The 20,312-nt window shown below is 71.8% G+C and carries 24 protein-coding genes; 6 read left to right on the top strand and 18 right to left on the bottom strand.

The window, feature by feature from the left end:
* Positions 1-280: 280 nt before the first annotated feature.
* On the bottom strand, positions 281-784 hold the full coding sequence (locus AB0B94_RS17840) for a hypothetical protein (RefSeq protein WP_357280551.1): 504 nt from the start codon (positions 782-784) through the stop codon (positions 281-283).
* A gap of 289 nt (positions 785-1,073) precedes the next feature.
* Between AB0B94_RS17840 and AB0B94_RS17835 the strand changes: the two genes are divergently transcribed.
* Together AB0B94_RS17835 and gndA are read left to right on the top strand one after the other, a co-directional pair.
* On the top strand, positions 1,074-1,370 hold the full coding sequence (locus AB0B94_RS17835) for a thiamine-binding protein (RefSeq protein ID WP_030336432.1): 297 nt from the start codon (positions 1,074-1,076) through the stop codon (positions 1,368-1,370).
* A gap of 189 nt (positions 1,371-1,559) precedes the next feature.
* Positions 1,560-3,002 (top strand): NADP-dependent phosphogluconate dehydrogenase, encoded by a 1,443-nt coding sequence (gene gndA / locus AB0B94_RS17830; protein WP_357280546.1) that lies wholly within the window; start codon positions 1,560-1,562, stop codon positions 3,000-3,002.
* Between the two features lie 125 nt (positions 3,003-3,127).
* On the opposite strand, the gene AB0B94_RS17825 is transcribed toward gndA, so the two are convergent.
* The 5 genes from AB0B94_RS17825 to recO form a co-directional block, all read right to left on the bottom strand.
* Positions 3,128-3,889: a pirin family protein gene (locus AB0B94_RS17825; protein ID WP_357280542.1), complete on the bottom strand. Its 762-nt coding sequence runs from the start codon at positions 3,887-3,889 to the stop codon at positions 3,128-3,130.
* Positions 3,886-4,086: a thioredoxin reductase gene (locus tag AB0B94_RS17820; protein WP_238670381.1), complete on the bottom strand. Its 201-nt coding sequence runs from the start codon at positions 4,084-4,086 to the stop codon at positions 3,886-3,888. Before AB0B94_RS17820 ends, AB0B94_RS17825 begins: the two co-directional genes overlap by 4 nt.
* Positions 4,087-4,315: 229 nt before the next feature.
* Positions 4,316-4,501, bottom strand: a complete 186-nt coding sequence (locus AB0B94_RS17815) for a hypothetical protein (RefSeq protein WP_030336441.1) — start codon at positions 4,499-4,501, stop codon at positions 4,316-4,318.
* 69 nt (positions 4,502-4,570) lie between these two features.
* Positions 4,571-5,383, bottom strand: coding sequence for an isoprenyl transferase (locus AB0B94_RS17810; protein ID WP_357280531.1), 813 nt, complete (start codon positions 5,381-5,383; stop codon positions 4,571-4,573).
* Positions 5,380-6,255, bottom strand: coding sequence for a DNA repair protein RecO (recO, locus tag AB0B94_RS17805; protein ID WP_357280527.1), 876 nt, complete (start codon positions 6,253-6,255; stop codon positions 5,380-5,382). Before recO ends, AB0B94_RS17810 begins: the two co-directional genes overlap by 4 nt.
* A 102-nt stretch (positions 6,256-6,357) precedes the next feature.
* Here recO and AB0B94_RS17800 point away from each other — a divergent pair, with 102 nt between their 5' ends.
* Positions 6,358-7,167: a DUF4097 family beta strand repeat-containing protein gene (locus AB0B94_RS17800; RefSeq protein WP_357280522.1), complete on the top strand. Its 810-nt coding sequence runs from the start codon at positions 6,358-6,360 to the stop codon at positions 7,165-7,167.
* Positions 7,168-7,223: 56 nt separating this feature from the next.
* Here the strand turns inward: AB0B94_RS17800 and era are convergent, their stop codons facing one another.
* The 7 genes from era to AB0B94_RS17765 all read right to left on the bottom strand — a co-directional run bounded on the left by era (position 7,224) and on the right by AB0B94_RS17765 (position 13,338).
* A complete protein-coding gene (gene era, locus AB0B94_RS17795; protein WP_357280518.1) occupies positions 7,224-8,129 on the bottom strand; it encodes a GTPase Era in 906 nt (301 codons plus the stop codon).
* On the bottom strand, positions 8,126-8,512 hold the full coding sequence (locus AB0B94_RS17790) for a cytidine deaminase (RefSeq protein ID WP_357280513.1): 387 nt from the start codon (positions 8,510-8,512) through the stop codon (positions 8,126-8,128). The genes era and AB0B94_RS17790 overlap by 4 nt, the downstream gene beginning before the upstream one ends.
* Complete coding sequence (locus AB0B94_RS17785) at positions 8,505-9,929, bottom strand: hemolysin family protein (RefSeq protein WP_357281398.1); 1,425 nt, start codon at positions 9,927-9,929, stop codon at positions 8,505-8,507. The genes AB0B94_RS17790 and AB0B94_RS17785 overlap by 8 nt, the downstream gene beginning before the upstream one ends.
* A complete protein-coding gene (gene ybeY, locus AB0B94_RS17780) occupies positions 9,905-10,378 on the bottom strand; it encodes an rRNA maturation RNase YbeY (protein ID WP_030491788.1) in 474 nt (157 codons plus the stop codon). Before ybeY ends, AB0B94_RS17785 begins: the two co-directional genes overlap by 25 nt.
* Before the next feature lie 15 nt (positions 10,379-10,393).
* Positions 10,394-11,452: a PhoH family protein gene (locus AB0B94_RS17775; protein WP_210786087.1), complete on the bottom strand. Its 1,059-nt coding sequence runs from the start codon at positions 11,450-11,452 to the stop codon at positions 10,394-10,396.
* 132 nt (positions 11,453-11,584) lie between these two features.
* Entirely contained in the window at positions 11,585-12,982 is a 1,398-nt protein-coding gene (locus AB0B94_RS17770) for a serine hydrolase domain-containing protein (protein WP_357280501.1), read from the bottom strand.
* On the bottom strand, positions 12,979-13,338 hold the full coding sequence (locus AB0B94_RS17765; RefSeq protein ID WP_357280498.1) for a histidine triad nucleotide-binding protein: 360 nt from the start codon (positions 13,336-13,338) through the stop codon (positions 12,979-12,981). The genes AB0B94_RS17770 and AB0B94_RS17765 overlap by 4 nt, the downstream gene beginning before the upstream one ends.
* An 87-nt stretch (positions 13,339-13,425) precedes the next feature.
* On the opposite strand from AB0B94_RS17765, the gene AB0B94_RS17760 reads away from it, so the two are divergent.
* Together AB0B94_RS17760 and ppk2 are read left to right on the top strand one after the other, a co-directional pair.
* Complete coding sequence (locus AB0B94_RS17760; protein ID WP_357280494.1) at positions 13,426-14,187, top strand: SDR family oxidoreductase; 762 nt, start codon at positions 13,426-13,428, stop codon at positions 14,185-14,187.
* Positions 14,188-14,258: 71 nt separating this feature from the next.
* Positions 14,259-15,170 (top strand): polyphosphate kinase 2, encoded by a 912-nt coding sequence (gene ppk2 / locus AB0B94_RS17755; protein ID WP_357280489.1) that lies wholly within the window; start codon positions 14,259-14,261, stop codon positions 15,168-15,170.
* 18 nt (positions 15,171-15,188) lie between these two features.
* On the opposite strand, the gene AB0B94_RS17750 is transcribed toward ppk2, so the two are convergent.
* The 4 genes from AB0B94_RS17750 to AB0B94_RS17735 all read right to left on the bottom strand — a co-directional run bounded on the left by AB0B94_RS17750 (position 15,189) and on the right by AB0B94_RS17735 (position 18,396).
* Positions 15,189-15,923, bottom strand: coding sequence for a 16S rRNA (uracil(1498)-N(3))-methyltransferase (locus tag AB0B94_RS17750; RefSeq protein ID WP_357280486.1), 735 nt, complete (start codon positions 15,921-15,923; stop codon positions 15,189-15,191).
* Position 15,924: 1 nt separating this feature from the next.
* Positions 15,925-17,070, bottom strand: coding sequence for a molecular chaperone DnaJ (gene dnaJ / locus AB0B94_RS17745; RefSeq protein ID WP_208758636.1), 1,146 nt, complete (start codon positions 17,068-17,070; stop codon positions 15,925-15,927).
* 75 nt (positions 17,071-17,145) lie between these two features.
* Positions 17,146-18,168 (bottom strand): heat-inducible transcriptional repressor HrcA, encoded by a 1,023-nt coding sequence (gene hrcA / locus AB0B94_RS17740; RefSeq protein WP_091409786.1) that lies wholly within the window; start codon positions 18,166-18,168, stop codon positions 17,146-17,148.
* 84 nt (positions 18,169-18,252) lie between these two features.
* Complete coding sequence (locus AB0B94_RS17735) at positions 18,253-18,396, bottom strand: hypothetical protein (protein WP_357280482.1); 144 nt, start codon at positions 18,394-18,396, stop codon at positions 18,253-18,255.
* Between AB0B94_RS17735 and AB0B94_RS17730 the strand changes: the two genes are divergently transcribed.
* Complete coding sequence (locus tag AB0B94_RS17730; protein ID WP_357280478.1) at positions 18,395-19,021, top strand: DUF4870 domain-containing protein; 627 nt, start codon at positions 18,395-18,397, stop codon at positions 19,019-19,021. The two genes, AB0B94_RS17735 and AB0B94_RS17730, sit on opposite strands and share 2 nt — an antisense overlap.
* Positions 19,022-19,088: 67 nt before the next feature.
* On the opposite strand, the gene hemW is transcribed toward AB0B94_RS17730, so the two are convergent.
* Entirely contained in the window at positions 19,089-20,312 is a 1,224-nt protein-coding gene (gene hemW / locus AB0B94_RS17725) for a radical SAM family heme chaperone HemW (protein ID WP_357281391.1), read from the bottom strand.

The raw sequence follows: 20,312 nt of genomic DNA, 5'->3' as shown, positions 1-20,312 counted from the left end.
CGCGCCTTGCGCCCCGCCCACGCCCGCCGCACCCTGCGCCCCGCCCACGCCCGCCGCACCCGGCCCGCCGCCAAGATCCGCACAACATCAGGGATGTAGTGGTCTCGCTGAAAGCTGATGCCACTACATCCCTGATGTTGCTGTCACGCCCAGCGCCCAAGCGCCACCCCCCGTCGATCTTGCGGTTTCTGTCGCTCATTCATCCCGATATGCCGGTGATGCGAGGGCAGAAAGTGCAAGATCGACGGGGGGGTGGGCGGGGTGGGGTGGGGGTGCTCGGTTAGCTGCGGCGGAAGGCGTAGCGGCGGGTCTGGCCGGCCTGCTGGCTGCGGCCGCCGCCGGAGCGGTTGCCGCCGCCCTGCGGTGGCCCGGCCGTCGGTGCCTTCGGTCGGCCTGTCGGCTTCGGCAGATCGCCCATTGAAGGCGCGTCGGCAACCGCCGGCACATCGACCGCCGCCGGCAGCGCCACTTCGTCGGGCAGCGCCACCTCGTCCGGGGCGGCCGCCGGCAGCGCCGGATCCACGAGCGCCGCCGGCAGCGCCGGCTCGGCCCGCAGCGCCGGGTCCACGAGCGCCGCCGGCAGCGCCGGCTCGGCCCGCAGCGCAGGCTCCACAAACAGCGCAGGCAGCGCCGGCTCCACCAGTGCCGCCGGCAGGGGTGGTTCGACCGCTAGGTCGAGGGCCGGGAGGGTGGTTGCGAGCGGTCCGTGGCCGGCCGCCGGGTTGACGCCGGGCGGCGTCGCTCTCGGGGTACGGGTCTTCTTCGGGTTACGCCTGGCAGGCATCCGGGCCTCCTTCAACGCCGACCGGCCGGCCGGTCCCGCGCTGCGGCGGTCGGTCGGATCGGCTGGTGACCGCCGTTGCGCGACGGTCGAGTGGGGAAGGGACTGCTCACCGGGGCCAGGCAGGGCCATCGCCGCCGAACGGCGGGGAAGGAGTGCGGGACGCCCGGGAGCGCACGGACCGCGACGCGGGACGGCGGGCCGGCTCGGAAGTTGGGCGTCAGTTACGCATGTTCGTACCGTAGCCACCGCCCGACCGACGCGCACCCGTTTTTACTGGCACGATCGGCACATGCTGATCGCGTTCTCGATCACCCCGCTCGGCGGTGACGACTCAGTGGGTGACCTGGTCGCCGAGGCGGTGCGGGTGGTCCGTGCGTCCGGCCTGCCCAACCGGACCGATGCCATGTTCACCACTGTCGAGGGTGAGTGGGACGAGGTGATGGCGGTGGTGAAGCGGGCGGTCGACGTGGTCGCCGCGCGAGCGCCCCGGGTGAGTGTGGTGCTCAAAGCCGACGTCCGGCCCGGGGTCACCGACGCGCTGACCGGGAAGATCGCCCGAATCGAAGCCCGTCTCGCCGAAGGCTGACGCCCGCGGCCGGAAATGACGACATGTTTCCCTGCGCGGGGCTCACCGACCGTCGCCGAGGGCCCGAGCCGTCAGGGGCAACGTCCACATTACGTGCAGTAACGCGACGTCGGTCACTGGTCCGTATCGGCTCACATCACGGTAAGTTTCCAAGCGCTGATAGTGGTGTGACGAGAGGTGGCGGCACGAATGGCTGATCAGGCGAGGGCACAGATCGGTGTGACCGGGTTGGCGGTGATGGGTCGCAATGTGGCCCGCAACCTGGCCCGCAACGGCTTCACGGTGGCAGTGCACAACCGCTCGCCGGAGCGCACCCGCAGCCTGGTCGCCGAGCACGGCGACGAGGGCACGTTCCTGCCGGGCGAGACGATGGCCGATTTCGTGGCGTCACTGGAACGACCCCGCGCGGTCATCGTCATGGTGAAGGCCGGTGCGCCCACCGACGCGGTGATCGACGAGTTGGTGCCGCTGCTCGACGAGGGCGACATCATCGTCGACTGCGGCAACGCCCACTTCGCCGACACCCGTCGGCGCGAGGAGGCGCTGCGGGCGCAGGGCCTGCACTTCAGCGGCACCGGCGTCTCCGGCGGCGAGGAGGGCGCGCTGCGCGGGCCGAGCATCATGCCGGGCGGCTCCGCCGAGTCGTACGCGAAGCTCGGGCCGATGTTCGAGAAGATCGCCGCCCAGGTGGACGGCGTGCCGTGCTGCACGCACGTCGGGCCGGACGGGGCCGGGCACTTCGTCAAGATGGTGCACAACGGCATCGAGTACGCCGACATGCAGCTCATCGCGGAGGCGTACGACCTGCTTCGGGCCGGCCTGGACGCGACGCCGGCCGAGATCGCGGAGATCTTCCGGGAGTGGAACAACGGCGAGCTGGAGTCGTTCCTCATCGAGATCACCGCCGACGTGCTCGCGCACACCGATGCGGCGACCGGCCGGTCGTTCGTGGACATCGTGCAGGACCGGGCCGAGCAGAAGGGCACCGGTCGGTGGACCGTGCAGAGCGCCCTGGACCTGGGCATCCCGATCACCGGGATCGCCGAGGCGACCTTCGCCCGTTCGCTTTCCGGGCACGTCGACCAGCGCGAGGCGGCCCGCCGGGCGTTCCCCGACGCGGGTGAGAAGTGGCAGGTGGCCGACCGGGAGACCTTCGTCGAGGATGTCCGCCGGGCGCTGCTCGCCTCCAAGATCGTCGCGTACGCGCAGGGCTTCGACCACATCCGCGCGGGCAGCGAGGAATACAACTGGGACATCGACCTTGGCGGCACCGCGACGATCTGGCGGGGCGGCTGCATCATCCGGGCCCGCTTCCTCAACCGGATCCGTGAGGCGTACGACGAGCAGCCCGACCTGCCGACGCTGCTGGTGGCGCCGTACTTCGCCGAGGCGGTCAGCGCTGGCGTGCCGAGCTGGCGGCGGGTGGTCGCCGACGCGACCCGGGCCGGCGTGCCGACGCCCGCGTTCTCGTCGTCGCTTGCGTACTTCGACGCGTTGCGCGCGGAGCGGCTGCCGGCCGCGCTGATCCAGGGTCTGCGGGACAACTTCGGCGCGCACACCTACCAGCGCGTGGACCGCGAGGGTTCGTTCCACACCACCTGGGCCGCCGACCGCACCGAGTCCCCGGCGTAGCCGGCGCGGCGCCCTGCGCGCCGGCGTGATCGCGCTCGATCCTCGATGTGGTGGTCTCCCCCGGCGGGGAGGCCACTACATCCGTGTTGAGGCGAGATCAGGGGAGCGGGCCGCGGGGGTGACGGTCAGCCGACCGTGGCGTGCATCTCCCAGACGAGGATCTCGGCCGGTTCGTCGGCGGTCACCCGCCGACCACCGGTCATGGTGAGCCGGGCGGCGTCGCCGCTGCCGAGCGGACCGCTGCCCTCCAGGGTCACGGTGCCGTTGGGCACGTAGAGGTGCACGTAGGGCGCGTCCGGGATGGTGACCTTGTCGCCGGGAGCGAGACGGGCGGCGTGCAGGGTCGCGTACCGGTTGCGGATCCGGATCGCTGACGCGCCGTCGTAGCGGTCCATCCCGGACGCGATCGGCACGAGGCCCCCGCGGAGCAGCTCGTCCTCGATCTCCAACTGCTCGTAGCCGGGGTCGACGCCCTGCTCGTCGGGGAGCACCCACATCTGCACGAAGTGCACCGGGTCGGTGTGCGGCTCCTGGTTGTTGAGCCGCCAGGCGTCGTTCTTCTCCGAGTGCAGGATCCCGGTGCCGGCGCTCATCCGTTGGGCCAGACCCGGGTAGATCACCCCGGAGTGCCCGGTGGAGTCCTGGTGCACCAGGGAGCCGCGCAGCACCCAGGTCACGATCTCCATGTCCTGGTGCGGGTGGGTCTCGAAGCCCGCGCCCGGTCGGACCACGTCGTCGTTGTTGACAAGCAGCAGGCCGTGGTGGGTGTTGGCCGGGTCGTAGTGCCGGGAGAACGAGAAGGAGTGCTTGGAGTCGAGCCAGGAGATCCGGGTGGCGAAGCGGTCATCGGCGCGACGGATGTCGACAGCGGGCGCGGGCGCGGTCACCAGGCACGCTGCCCGGCGTCGGGGGTCGACGGCGCCCAGGTCAGAGCCGGCTCGCCGGTGGCCAGTTCGGCGATCTCACCGGTACGCAGCTGGGGTGTGTGGCCGAACTCGGCGCAGTGCTGCTCGGCGATCTCGGCACAGATCTCGGCCACCTGCTCGCACATCGGGTCGCCCAGGTCGGCGGCGTTCAACGCCATGATCATCTTAAAGCGGAGATCACGCATCTGCCCCCCAACCGCCGTCGTCCCACCACCTCCGGACCCTACCCGCCACCCCTGCGCAGGACCCCGAAACGGGCACACCACCCCCGCTCGGCGCCAAGCCTGATGGTCGCCGTGGCGCTTGCCCAGGCACCTCGACACGGAGGGGATGCGACAACGCCGCCCGCACGGGTGTGCGGGCGGCGTTGGGACAACTGGGGGTCGGTCAGAAGAAGCGGCGGCGCTTGGCCTTCTGCGGACGGATCAGGTCCGCACCCTTCGTCAGCAACCGGGTCGCCCCGGAGGGACCACGCCGGGCCTCCAGGGTGTGGCTGAGCCGGCGGGCGCCGGCCGCGGCAAGCGGCACCGCGATCGCCATCACCGCCCACTGGGCAATGCGCTTCTGGATCATGTGGGTTCACCTCCGTCAGTGGCTTCTGACGTCTCTGATACCCAGAGTGACGTGCGGGTAAGCGTCGGCTCAGACAACCGGGGCGACGGGGTTGGGCAGCGCGCCGCCGAAGCGTCGGTCCCGCTGGGCGTACAACTCGCACGCGTACCAGAGGTGGCGGCGGTCGAAGTCGGGCCAGAGCGTGTCCAGGAAGACCAACTCGGCGTACGCGGCCTGCCACAGCAGGAAGTTGGAGATCCGCTCCTCCCCGGAAGGGCGCAGGAACAGGTCCACCTCCGGGATCTCCGGGTGGTAGAGGTACTTCGCGACGGTCTTCTCGGTGACCTTCGCCGGATCCAGCCGGCCGGCCGCCACGTCCCGCGCGATAGCGGCGGCGGCGTCACCGATCTCGGCCTGCCCGCCGTAGTTGACGCAGAACTGCAGGGTCAGCGTCGAGTTGTCGCGGGACATCTCCTCGGCGGTCTGCAACTCGGAGATGACGCTCTTCCACAGCCGACCAGGCCGGCCCGACCACACCACCCGTACGCCCAGGTCGACCAACTGGTCACGGCGGCGACGGATCACGTCCCGGTTGAACCCCATCAGGAACCGGACCTCGTCGGGCGAGCGTCGCCAGTTCTCGGTGGAGAACGCGTACGCCGACAGGTACGGGATGCCCATCTCGATGGCGCCCTCGATGGTGTCGAAGAGGCTGTGCTCCCCCGCCTCGTGCCCCTTGGTGCGGGGCAGCCCGCGGTCCTTGGCCCAGCGGCCGTTGCCGTCCATCACCACCGCCACGTGCTTCGGCACCGCCTCGGCGGGCAGCGCCGGGGGTCGGGCCCCGGACGGGTGTGGCACCGGCGGCGTCGGCTCGCGCCGGCCAGCCTTCTTCGATCGGATCACTCGGTCACTCCCTGTTCGCGCCGTCCGCCCCCGGCCTCGACGTCGCCGCGTGGCCGGAGCACCACGGCCCCGGTGCCCTCCGGCGGCGGGGCCGTGCCGGCCGCCGAGGAACCCCGGTCGACCAGCGGCAGCGAGCGTAGCGCGCGTTCCAGGTGCCACTGCAGGTGAGCCGCGACCAGCCCACTGCACTCCCGGCGTACCGCGGCGTCGGTGGCGTCGGCGATCACCCAGTCACCGGAGGTCAGCGCGGACATCAGATCGATGGTGGCCGGTGCGGGATGAGCCGCCCCGGGTGGCCGACAATCCGGACAGACCGCGCCGCCAGCCGGCACCGAGAACGCCCGGTGCCGCCCGGGCGTGCCGCAGACCGCGCAGGCGACCAGCGCCGGCGCCCAGCCGGCCAGGGACATCCCCCGCAGCAGGTACGCGTCGAGCACCAGGGTGGTGGCGTGCTCGCCCCGGGACAGTGCCTTCAGCGCGCCGATGGTGAGCTGGAACAGCCGCAGCGACGGCTCCCGTTCCACCGGGGTCAGCCGCTCGGCGGTCTCGGCGATCGCGCTGGCCGCCGTGTAGCGCGGATAGTCGCCGAGGAACCGTTTGCCGTACAGGTCGATGCCCTCGACCTGGCTCACCGTGTGCAGAGAGCTGCCGTGGTTGCCCTTCGGGTCACCGGCGAGCTGGAGGTCGACGTGGCCGAACGGCTCCAGCCGGGCGCCGAACTTGCTGGTGGTGCGGCGGATCCCTCGGGCCACCGCGCGCAGTCGGCCGTGCCGGCGGGTGAGCAGGGTGATGATCCGGTCGGACTCGCCGAGCTTCTGCACACGCAGCACCACCGCGTCGTCGCGGTAGAGCTGTCGGCGATACCCGGCCATCGGGCCATTCTCCCTCGGGGTGTGAAATCAGGGTTGGTTCGGGGTGCAAGCGCGGATGAACCCCGATGCGGCCGCCTCGTGCTCGGCCGTAGCGTGCTGGTCATGGCACTGCACCTGACCACCACCCCCCGCCGTCGTCGCGTCGCCGCTCCCGTCGCGCTAGGGCTCGCCACCACCCTCATCGTGCTCGCCGGGTGCGACAACCTGTCGTTTCGTCGGCTCGACTACGACAACACCGAGGCGGTCCGGATCACCACGGTCCGGGTCTCCGGGGGTTCTGGCGACGTGGTGGTCCGCGGCACCGGCCCCGCGTCCGAGGTGCGGATCAAGCGAGTGGTTCGCTACCAGGGCGGCGAACCGGACAACACCCGCTACGAGATCAAGGGCAGCGAACTGGTGCTGGACACCGACTGCGGCTCGCGGTGCAGCATCTCCTACGAGGTGACGGTGCCAGCGGGTGTGGCGGTGCAGGGCGAGACCAGCTCCGGCAACGTCGAGCTGAGCCGGGTCGGCACCGTGGACCTACAGGTGCGCTCGGGCGACGTACGGATCTCCGGTGCGTCGGGCGCCGTCGGGGTGGAGGCCCGCTCGGGCAACATCGAGGTGAACGAGGCCGCCGCGGCCGTACGGCTGCGCGCCTCGTCGGGGGACATCACGGCACGCCGGCTGGGCGGCGCTGTCGACGCCGAGGCCAGCTCGGGCAATGTCGACGTGGAGCTGGACAAACCCGCCTCGGCCCGGGTCCACGCCTCCAGTGGTGACGTCACGCTGCTGGTGCCGCAGGGCAGCTACCGGGTCCGGTCCAACGCCGACTCCGGCGACGAGACCATCACCGTCGCCGACAACCCGGCGGCGTCGTTGGTCCTCGACGGTTCGGCGAAGAGCGGCAACCTCACGATCAGCGAGCGTTGATCTCGACGCTGGTCGTCGCCCCGGCCGTCCGTTTCGGGCACCGCCGACGAGGTGGATCAGAAGCCCAGCTTGCGCAGTTGCCTCGGGTCGCGCTGCCAGTCCTTCGCCACCCGCACGTGCAGGTCGAGGTAGACCCGGCTGCCGAGCAGCTCCTCGATCTGCTTGCGGGCGGTGGTGCCGACCTCCTTGAGCCGACTCGCCTTGTGCCCGAGCACGATGGCCTTCTGGCTGGGCCGCTCCACGTACAGGTCGGCGTAGATCTTCATGACCTGGCCCTCGGGGATCATCTCCTCCACCACCACGGCGATGGAGTGTGGCAACTCGTCGCGGACCCCCTCCAGGGCGGCCTCCCGGATCAGTTCGGCGACCAGCACCTGCTCGGGGTCGTCGGTGAGCATGTCGTCCGGGTAGAGCTGCGGCGACGGCGGCAGATACTTGGTCATCACGTCGACGAGGGTGTCCACCTGGTGCCCGGACACCGCGCTCACCGGCACGATCTCGGCGAACTCCCCCATCTTGCTGACCGCGAGCAACTGCTCCGCCAGGCGACGCTTGTCCACCAGGTCGGTCTTGGTGACCACCGCCAGCACTGTCGCCTTCAACTCGGCCAACTCGCCGGTGATGAACCGGTCACCGCGCCCGACCGGCTCGTCGGCGGGGATGCACAGGCCGATCACGTCGACCTCGGTCCAGGTGGACCGGACCAGGTCGTTGAGACGTTCGCCGAGCAGCGTACGGGGGCGGTGCAGGCCCGGCGTGTCGACCAGGACCAGCTGCGACTCGGGCCGGTGCAGGACCGCCCGGATGACGTGCCGGGTCGTCTGCGGTTTGTTCGAGGTGATGGCGATCTTGGTGCCGACGATGGCGTTGGTCAACGTCGACTTGCCGGCGTTGGGGCGACCGACGAAGCAGCCGAACCCGGCCCGGTACGGTCGCGCCTGCGGATCCTGCACCGGGCTCACTGGGTCACCGTGCCGAGGACGGTGCCGTCCGGAGCGGCCAGGTGGACCGGCGCGTCCGCCGCGAGGTCCCGTACCGCCGCGTGACCGGCACCATCCAGGGTCGACGCCTCGGTCACCACCACCGCCGCCTCCAACCGACTCGCCCCGGCCGCCACGGCCGACGCCACCGCCAACTGCAACGCGGTGAGCGTCAGCGACGGCAGCGCGACACTGGCCGCCGCGTACGTCCGGCCGTCCTGGTCGCGGACCGCGGCGCCCTCCACGGCCCCGACCCGCGCGCGGGCTCCCCGGGCCAGGACGACGAGCTTGCCGTCCTCGGCGCTCAGCGCTCCCGACGCGGTGGGGGTGGACCGGGCGGCAGGCGCGGCGGGTGTGTCAGGCATCGGCGGATTGCCTCTCATCGTCTCGGTAGTTGTCAGTGTCGTCACCGGGGTCGGCGTGCTCGCCGCGCCCCGCGATGTCCTGCTCATGGCCGGGCTCCACCCGGCTGACCAGAACGGTGTCGATCCGGTTGCGCCGGCCGGTGGTGCCCTCGGCGACCAGACGGAGACCGGCGACCTCGGCCTCGGCGCCCGGGATCGGCACCCGCCCCAGCGACTGGGCGAGCAGACCGCCGACCGTCTCCACCTCGTCGGTGGGCAGGTCGGTGTCGAACATCTCGCCGAGATTCTCCACCGGCAGGCGGGCGGTCACCCGCACCGAGGAGTCCGCCAGACGTTCGACGGGCGGGCGTTCGACATCGTACTCGTCGGTGATCTCGCCGACGATCTCCTCCAGGATGTCCTCGATGGTGACCAGACCGCCGGTGCCGCCGTACTCGTCGACAACGATGACCAGGTGGTTGCGGGCCGCCTGCATCTCGGACAGCAGGTCGTCGACCGGCTTGGACTCCGGTACGAAGGTCGCCGGGCGCATCAGCTCGGCCACCGGCAACTGTTCGGCCCCCGGGTCCCCGCCACGGGAGCGCCGGATCAGGTCCTTGAGGTAGAGCACCCCCAGCACGTCGTCGACGCTCTCGCCGATCACCGGGATGCGGGAGAAACCGGAGCGTAGGAAGAGCGCCAGCGCCTGCTCGAGCGTCTTGCCCTCCTCGATCCACACCATCTCGGTACGCGGCACCATCACCTCACGGGCGATGGTGTCGCCGAGCGCGAAGACGGAGTGGATCATCTGGCGTTCGCCGTGCTCGACCACGCCACGCTGCTCGGCCAGGTCGACAAGCTCCCGCAGCTCCACCTGGGTGGCGAACGGGCCTTCCCGGAAGCCGCGCCCGGGGGTGACCGCGTTGCCGATCAGGATCAGCAGCGACGCGAGCGGGTTGAGCGCCCGGCCCAGCCAGCGGACCAGCGGCGCCACCGCACGACCCACGGCGTAGGCGTGCTGCCGGCCGATGGTGCGCGGGGCGACGCCCACCACCACGAAGCTGACCACTGTCATCGCGCCGGCGGTCACCAGCGCGGCCCGCCAGCCGGCGCCGAAGCTGTCCACCGCCACGAGCGCCACCAGTGTGGTGGCGGTCAGCTCGGCGAGCAGCCGCAACAGTAGGAGCAGGTTGAGGTGCCGAACGACGTCGCCGGCCACTACCTGGAGGGTACGGGCGCCGCGCACGCCGTCGCGGGCCAGCTCGGCGGCTCGGGCCGGTGAGACCGCGGCGAGGGCCGCCTCGGTCATCGCGATCAGGCCGGCCAGCACCACCAGACCGGCCGCGAAGACGATCAGCTGAAAGTCGGGAAGGCCAGCGGTGGCGCCGGCCGCGAGTAACGGAGGAGTGGACATCACTGGGTGCGGGTCGACCGCCAGCTCGCCAGCAGCCGAGCCTGGAGTGCGAACATCTCCCGCTCCTCCTCCGGCTCGGCGTGGTCGTAGCCGAGCAGGTGCAGCACCCCGTGCACGGTGAGCAGGTGCAGCTCGTCGGCGGGCGCGTGCCCTGCGGTCGCCGCCTGCTTGGCCGCCACCTCCGGACAGAGCACGATGTCGCCGAGCAGGGCGGGCTCGCCGCCGGCCGGTGCGGACTCACCCGGGCCGTGGTCGACGCTGCCCTCGTCCATGGGGAAGGCGAGCACGTCGGTCGGGCCGTCGCCACCCATCCAGCGGTGGTTCAGCTCGGTCATGTAGTCGATGTCGACGAGCAGCACGGACAGCTCGGCGAGGGGGTTGACCCCCATCTCGTCGAGGGCGTGCCGGGCGACGGCGAGCACGGCATCGGTGTCGACGTCGACACCGGACTCGTTGGCGATCTCGATGGACAACTGCTTTCCTCTGCTTTAGCGGCGGCGGCCGGCCCGGCCGCCCTGGGCGGGTCGCCCAGGAACGGCGTGAACGCCCTGCGCCTGCTGGTTCTCCCGCTCGGCGTCCCAGCGGGCGTACGCGTCGACGATCTCCCCGACCAGCTGGTGGCGGACCACGTCGGAGCTGGACAACTGGGAGAAGTGCACGTCGTCGACGTTTTCCAGGATCTCCCGAACCACCCGCAGGCCGCTGCTCGTCCCACCGGGAAGGTCCACCTGGGTGATGTCACCGGTCACGACGATCTTGGAGTTGAAGCCGAGTCGGGTGAGGAACATCTTCATCTGCTCGGGCGTCGTGTTCTGCGCCTCGTCCAGGATGATGAACGCATCAGAGAGCGTACGGCCCCGCATGTAGGCCAGCGGGGCGACCTCGATCGTCCCCTGGGCCATCAGCTTCGGGATCGTCTCCGGGTCGAGCATCTCGTGCAGCGCGTCGTAGAGCGGGCGCAGGTACGGATCGATCTTCTCGTTGAGCGTCCCGGGCAGGAAGCCCAGCCGCTCGCCCGCCTCGACCGCCGGCCGGGTGAGGATGATCCGGTTGACCTGCTTGGCCTGCAACGCCTGGACGGCCTTCGCCATCGCCAGGTAGGTCTTTCCGGTGCCGGCCGGGCCGATGCCGAAGACGATGGTGTGCGTGTCGATAGCGTCGACGTACTTCTTCTGCCCGAGCGTCTTGGGGCGGATGGTGCGCCCGCGCCGGGAGAGGATGTTGAGTGTCAGGACCTCGGCGGGCCGCTCGGCGCTGCCCTGCTCGAGCATGCCGACGGTACGCCGGACGGCGTCAGTGGTCAGGGTCTCGCCTTTCTCGATGAGTTCGAGGAGCTCGCTGAAGACCCGCTCGGCGAGGGCGTTGTCCGCAGGGTCACCGGTGATGGTGATCTCGTTGCCGCGGACGTGCACGTCACTGGTGACCGAGCGTTCGACGAGTCTGAGGATCTCGTCGCCTGCGCCGAGCAGATTGACCATGATCTTCGGGTCGGGCACGGTGATCCTGGTCTGCACCCGGGGCGGGCCGGGAGGTGGGGTGCCGGTCATAGGTTGGGCCGAAGGGCCCTGCGCCACCTGCTCTCGATCTCGGCGCCGGCCTGCTGGGCCTGGCGTGCGGACGTTACACCCATCGTATCGGTTAAACGCGGGCCGCATCGCGCCCATTTCCGCTGGCCGCGATCAACTCCCGGCCCGGAAGTCGTACCGGTCGAAGGTCTCCTGGTGGCGGGTGAACCGGTACGTCGCCCAGTGCATCCGGACCACCGCGCCGGCCTCGTCCCGGGTCAGCCGCAGCAGCTCACCGACCTCCCGACCGGAGACCACCCGGAACACGTCAGGCTGGTCCGGCAGCGGGGTGAAGATCGCCGGCGGACGTCCGGTCGGGTCACCGACCCCACGTGCCCGCAGGGTGCCGTCGTGCCACGAGAAGACGTACTCGGAGCCCTCGCCCCACCAGCGGCCGAGCGCACCCCGCAGGGCCGCCGGCGCGGGTGAGCCGGGTCGCCAGGGTTCGATCTCGGCCGGGTCGTGCTCGACAGCAGCGGCGAGCAGCCGGTGCGACAGGTCGAACAGTTCGGTGGCCGTGCCGGACGAGCCGAGCACCGCGGCGCCCAGCGCCCCCGGCGTGCCGTCGCCGCCGCGGCGGCCGTACGCCCCGGCGAGGAACCCGGGCATCGCCCCGTCGTGCCCCACGTGCATCACCCGCTCCCCCTGCGGGACCAGGATCAGCCCGAGCCCGAAGCCCGCGCCCCAGAGCGTCTCGTCGGTGGTGGTCAGCGGCCAGCGCATCTCGTCCAGGGTGGCCGGGGTGAGGACCGCGCCGGCCGGGTCCAGCGCCGCCGGGTCGGCCAGGAACGCCGCCCAGCGGGCCATGTCGGTAGCGGTGCTCCAGAGCTGGGCGGCCGGGCCGACCGCGCCGAAGTCGGTAGGCGGTTCCGGGTGCGCCTCGTCGGAGTACGCGTCGACCAGGAACCCGGTGGCCGCCGTCGGCAGTGGGGTCACAGTGGTGTCGGTCAGCCCCAGCGGCGTCAGGATCCGCTCGGTGAGCGCCTGCGCCCAGCTGCCGCCCCGGAGCCGGGCCACGAGTTGGCCGAGTACGGCCACGCCCAGGTTGGAGTAGTGGAACCGCCGGCCGGTCGGCAGCACCCGCTCGGCCCGGTCCAACTCGGCGACCAGTTGGTAGTCGTCCGGTGCGCGCAGGCTGTCCCACACATCGCCGAACGGCTCGCGTTGCAGGCCACCGGTGTGCGACAGCAACCGACGTACGGTCAGGTCGCCGTGCGCCGGGAGGTCCAGGTGCCGGCCCACCGGGTCGTCCAGGTCCAGCAGCCCGTCGTCGCGGCACTGCAGCACCAGCGCCGCGGTGAACGTCTTGGTGATCGAGCCGATCCGGAACTGGGTGCCCGCGCCCAGAGGGCTGTCGGTGCCGGTCTCGCCGACGGTGCAGCTCCAGAGCGGCCGGTCGGCCCGGTGCAGCGCCGCGGACACCGCCGGAACCCGGGCTTCGGCCTGCACCCGCCGGACCAGCCGGTCCAGGTGCTCGACCGCCGGAGAGCCAGGCGCCGCACCTGGGGTCACGCCAGGTCCCGGGCGAGCATCGGGCCGAGCGGCGCACCACCGAGCAGGTGCGCGTGCACGTGGAACACCTCCTGCCCGCCGTACGCGCCGGTGTTGAACATCAGCCGGAACCCGTCGCCGAGCAGCCCCTCGTCCTCGGCCACCGCGGCGGACGTCGCCAGCACGTCGGCGGCCAGCGCCGGGTCACCCTGGGCGAGCGTGGCGACGTCGACGTAGTGCTCCTTCGGAATGACCAGGACGTGCACCGGCGCCTTCGGGTCGATGTCGCGGAAGGCGAGCGTGGTGTCGGTCTCCCGGACCACTGTGGCCGGGATCTCCCCGGCGACGATGCGGCAGAACAGGCAGTCGGATCCCATCGGGGCAGTGTAAGGACTAACCCGGCCGGGGGCGCCGCGGCGCAGCCCGTTCGCAGGGGGCGGCCCGGCTGAGGCAGGATGGCCGGCATGACGGATCGGGCGGTACTCGTGACCGGTGCCTCGCGCGGGATCGGCCGCGCGGTGGCGGAGGCGTTCGCAGCCGGTGGCGACCGGGTGGCCATCCACCACCGCGACTCCGCCGACGCGGCCGAGGAACTGCGCGGGCAACTGCCGGGCACCGGGCACGTGGTGGTCCGCGCCGACCTCACTGATCCGGACGCGGTCCGGGTCATGGTCGACCGGGCCGCCGAGCTGCTCGGTGGACTGGACGTGCTGGTCAACAACGCCGGGACGTACGGCGACCGCGACGACCCGCACCCCATCTTCGGCGCCTCGTACGAGCAGTGGCAGCAGCGCTGGCGGCAGGTGCTGGAGACCAACCTGACCGGCGCCGGCAACGTCACCTGGTGCGCCGCCCAGCACATGCGCGAACGCGGCGGGCGGATCGTCAACGTCTCGTCCCGTGGCGCGTTCCGCGGCGAGCCGCACCAGCCGGCGTACGGCGCCAGCAAGGCGGGGCTGAACGCGCTGGGCCAGTCCCTCGCCGTGGCGCTCGCGCCGTACGGCATCACTGTCGCCACCGTCGCGCCGGGCTTCGTGGCGACCGACATGGTCACCGAGTACCTGCGCGGCGCGGAGGGCGCGGCGATCCGGGCGCAGAGCCCGTTCGACCGGGTGGGCAGACCGGAGGAGATCGCCGCCGCCGTGTACTGGCTGGCGTCGCCGCAGGCCGAGTGGGCCTCCGGCACGATCGTCGACGTCAACGGCGCCTCCTACCTGCGCAGCTGAGGTCGACGCCGCCGGCGGATCACCCGGCCGGGGGGTGGTTGGCGGCGCGCGGGAGGGTAAGTCCCACCGACATGGCCGACTCCGCGCTGCTGGACCTCACCGCCGACTACCGGGTGGCCGATGGCCACGACGACGACCCTGTCCTGCTCCGCCCCGACGGCACCCCCGTCGAGACCTGGCGCGAGGACTACCCGTACGACGAGCGGCTGGACCGCGACGAGTACGACCGCGACAAGCGGCTGCTCCAGATCGAGCTGCTGAAACTCCAGGACTGGATAAAGGAGTCCGGCGAACGTCTGGTGATTCTCTTCGAGGGTCGGGACGCGGCCGGCAAGGGCGGCACCATCAAACGCTTCATGGAGCACCTCAACCCGCGTGGCGCGTCGGTGGTGGCGCTCGCCAAGCCGGACGAGCGGGAAGCCGCCCAGTGGTACTTCCAGCGGTGGCTGGCGCACCTGCCGGCGGCCGGTGAGATCGTGCTGTTCGACCGTTCCTGGTACAACCGGGCCGGGGTGGAGCGGGTGATGGGGTTCTGTAGCCGCAAGGAGTACCTGGAGTTCCTGCGGCAGGCCCCGGAGCTGGAACGGATGCTGGTGCGCTCGGGCATCCGGCTGGTCAAGTTCTGGTTCTCCGTCTCCCAGAACGAGCAGCGCACCCGGTTCGCGATCCGCCAGGTCGACCCGGTCCGGCAGTGGAAGCTGTCTCCGATGGACATCGCCTCACTCGACCGGTGGGACGAGTACACCGAGGCCAAGGAGGCGATGTTCTTCTGGACCGACACGGCCGACGCGCCGTGGACTGTGGTGAAGAGCAACGACAAGAAGCGGGCCCGGCTGGAGGCGATGCGGCACGTGCTGCACCGCTTCGACTACGAGGGCAAGGACCTCGCTGTGGTCGGCACGCCGGACCCGCAGATCATCGGGCCGGCCGGGCTGGACCTCGGGCCGGAGGAAGAGGTGGTGCCGGTGTTTCCCCGGCCCTGAACCAACCGGAGCGCACTGTCACCAGCGGCCGAGGCGGGCGGCGAGCACGCTGAGGGCCGCCACGCCGGCGGTGGAGGTGCGCAGCACTGCCGGCCCGAGGCGTACGGGTCGCCCGCCGGCCTCCGCGAAGGCGGTCAACTCGGCCGGGGCGATGCCGCCCTCCGGGCCGATCACCAGCACGATCTCGCCGGTGGTGGGCAGCTCTGCGGTGGTGAGCCGTTCTTCGGCCTCCTCGTGCAGGACGAACCCGGCGGCGGCACCGGCGATCCGACGGGCCACAGTGGCGGTGGACTCGTCCGGCGCGCCGGCCACCACCGGCAGCCACGGCCGGCGGGCCTGCTTGGCCGCCTCCCGGGCGGTGGCCACCCACTTCTCCCGGGCGCGTACGCCCCGGTCGCCGCGCCACTGCGTCACCGAGCGCGACGCCGCCCAGGGCACGATCTCGTCCACCCCGACCTCGGTCATCGCCTGCACGGCCAGCTCACCCCGGTCGCCCTTGGCGATGCCCTGCACTGTCACCAGCCGGGGTACCGGCGCGTCCGCGTACCCCCGGGAGGTGATGGTGACCTCCAGGCTGCCCCGGCCGACGGCAGTGACCACGGCGGCGGCCGTGCCACCCCGGCCGTCGGCGAGCAGCAGCTCCTCGCCGACGCGCAGCCGCTGCACTGTCGCGGCGTGGTGCCCCTCCGGGCCGTCCAGGGTGAACGCGTCGCCGGTGGGCAGCGCCTCCACCAGGAACAGCGGTGCGGACACCTCAGGCGTGCCCGTTGAACGCGTCGCGCATCCGGGAGAAGAAGCCGCCCTGCTTGGACAGCTCAGCGACCTCCTCGCCACGGGTCTTGGCGAAGTCGCGCAGCATCTTCTCCTGGTCCGGGTCGAGCTTGGTCGGCGTCCGCACGTCCAGGTGGACGTAGAGGTCGCCTCGGCCGGTGCCGCGCAGGTGCGGCACGCCCCGGGCGCGCAGTCGCAGCGTGCTGGCCGGCTGGGTGCCGGCCTTGACGTCGACGGTCTCCTCGCTGTCCAGCGTCTTGATGGTCAGCCGGGTGCCCAACGCCGCCGCCGTCATCGGCACTGTGACCCGGCAGTGCAGGTCGTCGCCCTTGCGGGAGTACACATCGTGCGGCCGCTCGTGGATCTCCACGTAGAGGTCGCCGGCGGTGCCGCCGCCGGGGCCCACCTCGCCCTGCTGGGCCAGCCGGATCCGCATGCCGTCCTCGACGCCGGCCGGGATCTTGACGGTCAGCGAACGGCGGGTCCGCACCCGGCCGTCGCCGGCGCAGGTGGGGCAGGGGTGCGGGATGGTGGTGCCGTAGCCCTGGCACACGGTGCACGGCCGGGCGGAGACCACCTGGCCGAGGAAGGTGCGCTGCACCGACTGCACCTCGCCCCGGCCGGCACACGCCTCGCAGGTCGCCAGGTGCGTGCCGGCGGCCGTGCCGGCACCGGAGCAGGTGGTGCAGAGCACAGCGGTGTCGACGGTGATCGGGGCCTCCACACCGAAGGCCGTCTCGTGCAGGTCGAGTTCGAGCCGCAGGATCGCGTCGGCCCCCGGGCGGGTACGCGGCCGTGGGCCACGGGCGCCACCTCCGGCACCGCCGAAGAACGCGTCCATGATGTCCTGGAAACCGACGAACGGGCCGGCGCCTCCGGGGCCACCCGGGCCGCCAGCGCCGCCGCCACCCGGGGCGAGTGGGTCGCCACCCAGGTCGACGATCTGCCGCTTCCGGTCGTCCGAGAGCACCTCGTACGCGGCGTTGATGTCCTTGAACTTCTCCTGAGCCTCCGGGTCCGGATTGACGTCCGGGTGGAACTGGCGTGCCAGCTTGCGGTAGGCGCGCTTGATCTCGTCATCGGAGGCTTCCCGGCTCACACCGAGAATGCCGTAGTAGTCCCTGGCCACTGCGTTCCGTGTCCTCATGTTCGTCTCGCGTTGCGCCGGTCGGCGGCCGCAGCCGGCCGCATCGGCCCTGACCAATCAGTTCTGGGCCAGCAACTCGCCCACGTAGCGTGCCACGGCGCGCACCGTGGCGATGTTGCCGGGGTAGTCCATCCGGGTGGGCCCCAGCACCCCCAGGCCACCCACGATGGTGGTGCCCGGGCCGTACCCGGTGCTGACCACCGAGGCGGCGCGCAGGTTGTCGAACTCGTTCTCGTCGCCGATCAGCACCCGGGTCGTGCTCGGCTCGGTCTCACCGATGAGCTTGAGTAGCACGACCTCCTCCTCCAGAGCTTCGAGGATCGGCCGCAGGGAGCCCTGGAAGTCGAGCAGGCCGCCGCGGGTGAGGTTCGCGGTGCCGGCGAGCGCGATCCGTTCCTCGTGCCGTTCGACGAGCGTCTCCAGCAGGACGGTGGCGAGCGTGGTCATGGTCGGACGCAGCCCGGTCGGCGCTTCCTCGACAAGCGCCTGCACCAGCGGCGGCGTCTCGGACAGCCGGGCGTTGGCGAGCTTCTCGTTGATCAGTCGACGCAGGTCGGTGACGTCGTCGGCGGGCACCGGCCCGGGCAGTTCCACGAGTCGCTGTTCCACCCGCCCGGTGTCGGCGATCATGACGAGCATCAGCCGGGTGGTGGAGATCGGCACCAGCTCCAGGTGACGCACCGAGGAGCGGGCCAGGCTCGGGTACTGAACGACGGCGACCTGCCGGGTCAGTTGGGCGAGCAGCCGCACCGTGCGGTGCACCACGTCGTCGAGGTCGACAGCGCCGACCAGGAACCGCTCGATGGCCCGGCGCTCGGCCGGGCTGAGCGGCTTGACCCGGGAGAGCCTGTCGACGAAGAGGCGGTAGCCGCGGTCGGTGGGCACCCGGCCGGCACTGGTGTGCGGCTGCCGGATGTAGCCCTCCTCCTCCAGCACGGCCATGTCGTTGCGGACCGTGGCCGGGGAGACCCCGAGCTGGTGCCGCTCGACCAGCGCCTTGCTGCCGACCGGCTCCTGGGTGGAGACGTAGTCTTCGACGATGGCGCGGAGCACTGCGAGTTTGCGGTCGTCGAGACCCATCCTCCGCACCTCCTGTCGCACGTCGGCCGCCGACGCTCTGGGCCGGCCGGGCCGTCCTGGCACTCGACTGTAACGAGTGCCAGTCTACGTCGGCGGGCCCGCCGACGCGATGATCAACGGCCACCCGTCGGTGCGGCCCACGCCACCGGCGTTGAGCCGATCGGCCCGCACTGCCGGGCGATGTCGCTCTGGTGCGGCGTTGCCACGGGCACCTACCGTGACATCCATGACTGAACCTCCTCGCCCTCCCGGGTCGGGCGACCCCGGCAACTTCCCGCCGGAGCCCACCTCCCCAGGCCCGTCTCCGTCGGCCGAGCCACCCACCGCACCACTGTCCGGGGCACCCGGCCCGGCCGGCTATCCCCCGGCCGGTGGCTATCCGCCGCCCACCGGTGACCAACCGCCGTCAGGCGGCTACCCTCCGGCAGGCGGCTACCCCCCACCCGGGGGCTACCCACCACCCGGCGGCTATCCGGCCGGTGGGGCCTACGGCGGCCCCGGCGGCGGCTACGCCAACAACGAGGACAAGACCTGGGCGCTGGTCGCTCACTTCGGCGGCGCCCTCGGCGCACTGGTCAGCTTCGGTCCGCTGGGCTTCGTCGCCCCGCTCATCGCCTACCTGGCCCGGGGTCAGCAGTCGCCGACCGTCCGGGCGCACGCCCTCGCCGCCCTGAACTTCCAGATCCTCTGGTCGATCATCGCGTTCGTGCTGCTCTTCGTGAGCTGGTGCCTGCTCTTCCTGCCCAGCATCGCCGTCGTGGTGATCCAGATCCTGTTCGGGATCATCGCCGGCATGAAGGCCAACGAGGGCACCCCGTACCGCTACCCGATGACTGCCAACTTCATCAAGTGAACCGGTCCGGCCGCTCCCCCGGCCGGCCCGGTTCACCGCTGTTCCGGTCCGGCCGAGCGGTCGCCACTCAGGGCAGCAGGTCGCGGACGACAGCGTCGGCGAGCAGCCGCCCGCGCAGTGTGAGCACCGCCCGGCCGGCGGCGTACTCGTCGGCGGCCAGCAGGCCACCGGCCAGGGCCCGCTCGGCGCCGGCCCGGCCGGTGGCGTCGAGCACCGCCAGCGGGAGGCCGCTGGCCAGCCGCAGCCGCAGCATCACGTCCTCCATGTGCGCCTCGTCGACGGTGAGCACCTCCCGGGCCAGGCCGGGAGACTCGCCGGCGGCCAACCGCTTCGCGTACGCCGAGGGGTGCTTGACGTTCCACCAGCGCACCCCGCCGACGTGGCTGTGCGCCCCCGGCCCCAGCCCCCACCAGTCCGCGCCGGTCCAGTAGAGCAGGTTATGCCGGCAGCGGGCCTGTTCGGTGCGGGCCCAGTTGGAGACCTCGTACCAGGAGAGCCCGGCCGCGTCGAGGGCGGCCTCCGCGGCCAGGTAGCGGTCCGCTGCCACGTCGTCACTGGGGTACGCCAGCTCGCCGCGCCGCATCCGGGCGGCGAGCCGGGTGCCGTCCTCGACGATCAGGGCGTACGCGCTGACGTGGTCCACCCCGGCGGCGACGACCTGCTCCAGCGAGGCGGCGAAGTCCTCGGCCCGCTCCCCCGGGGTGCCGTAGATCAGGTCCAGGTTGACGTGCTCGAACCCGGCGTCGCGCGCCTCCAGAGCGGCGGCGGTGGCCCGGCCGGCGCTGTGTTTGCGGTCCAGGATCGCCAGCACCCCCGGGGAGGCGGACTGCATGCCCAGCGAGATCCGGGTGTAGCCGGCCGCCCGCAGCAGCTTCAACGATTCCGGGGTGACCGACTCGGGGTTGGCCTCGGTGGTCACCTCGGCGTCGGCGGCCAGCCCCCAGGTGCGGTCGATGCCGTCGAGGATGCGGGCCAGGTCGTCGGCGGGGAGCAGGGTGGGCGTGCCGCCGCCGACGAAGACGGTGTCGACCCGGGGCGGCGGGTTGTCGCCGAGCACCCGGGCGGCGAGCGTCAGCTCGGCCAGCACCGTGTCGGCGTACCCCTCACGGCTGGCACCGCCACCCAGTTCGGCGGCGGTGTAGGTGTTGAAGTCGCAGTATCCGCAGCGGCTGGCGCAGAACGGCACGTGCACGTACACGCCGAAGCCGCGCGCGCCGACCGCAGTGGTGGCGGTGGCGGGCAACGATCCGTCGACGGGGACGGTCTCACCATCTGGAAGGACGCCGGGCAT

It is taken from the genome of Micromonospora sp. NPDC048986 (assembly GCF_040649335.1).
In the GTDB taxonomy this organism is placed as follows: domain Bacteria; phylum Actinomycetota; class Actinomycetes; order Mycobacteriales; family Micromonosporaceae; genus Micromonospora; species Micromonospora alfalfae.
The sequence above is the reverse complement of the archived record's forward strand: the minus strand, read 5'-3'. Positions and strand labels throughout refer to the sequence as shown.